The following is a 1,077-nucleotide window of genomic DNA, read 5'->3' on the forward strand; positions in this document are numbered from 1 at the left end:
GGCCGACGATATCGAAATGCCGCTGCCGTCCAGTCCGCAGACGTTCTTTCTCGGTAGTCTGCTAACCCTGGCGGTGCTGGCAGCTGTTCATGCGGCAAGCTCGATCATATTGCCCGTGGTGCTCGCCTTCGTGCTGCAGCTCATTCTCCAACCCGCTGTGCATCTGCTCGACCGTATAGGTCTCCCCCGTGCCATCGGAGCGCTCTTGGCGATCCTGGTGGTGGTGGGAGCGCTCGTGGGCTTTGTGGCAGCCTTGTCGCTACCTGCCGCGACCTGGGCGGAGAAATTGCCGGAGGGTCTACCTCGCCTCGAAACTCACCTGGTCGTCCTGAAGCGGCCGATCGAAGCGCTCCAGAAAGTCATCCAGCAGGCCGAGCACGTCGCCGACGCTCCCGACAGGAAAGGTGCAATCGTTTCGGTCCGCAGGGATCTTGGCCTTACCGGCGCGCTCTTCGCGGGAACGCGCGCCGTCATCGACGGCCTGTTTACGACCGTGCTGGTGCTCTATTTTCTCCTGGTGGCAGGAGACATCTTTCTACGACGCATCGTCGAGGTCCTCCCGAATTTTCGCGACAAGAGGCAGGCGGTGGACATCTCCCAGCAGGTCGAAGCGGACATATCCGCCTATCTTCTTACTATCACGGCCATGAATGCCGCAGTGGGAATCGCAACGGCCGTTGCGATGTATTTCTGCGGACTTGGAGACCCCTTGCTGTGGGGAGCCGCGGCCTTCCTGCTCAACTACGTTCCAATTCTGGGACCGCTGCTGGGGACCGTCATGTTCCTCCTGGCCGGAATGTTGAGCTTCGACAGCTTGTGGTGGGCCCTGCTGCCGCCAGCCCTCTACTTCGGCATCCATCTCGTCGAAGGCGAAACCCTGACGCCCCTGCTGCTTGCCCGACGCTTCACCCTGAACCCGGTGCTGGTCATCCTGTCGCTGGTGTTCTGGTTCTGGATGTGGGGCGTGCCTGGCGCGATCCTGGCCGTTCCGATGTTGGCCATCCTCAAGATCGTCAGCGATCGCGTACGCCCGCTCAAGGCTTTGGGGCACATCCTCGAAGGCTAGAGCATGATCCG

At 61.5% G+C, this 1,077-nt stretch carries 1 protein-coding gene; it reads left to right on the plus strand.

The window, feature by feature from the left end; all coding sequences use genetic code 11:
• The coding region (locus GA0061099_RS39220) for an AI-2E family transporter (protein WP_074448710.1) at positions 1-1,066 on the plus strand (1,066 nt) is incomplete at its 5' end.
• Positions 1,067-1,077: the final 11 nt, after the last annotated feature.

The sequence above is a fragment of the Bradyrhizobium yuanmingense genome, assembly GCF_900094575.1.
Classification (GTDB): domain Bacteria; phylum Pseudomonadota; class Alphaproteobacteria; order Rhizobiales; family Xanthobacteraceae; genus Bradyrhizobium; species Bradyrhizobium yuanmingense.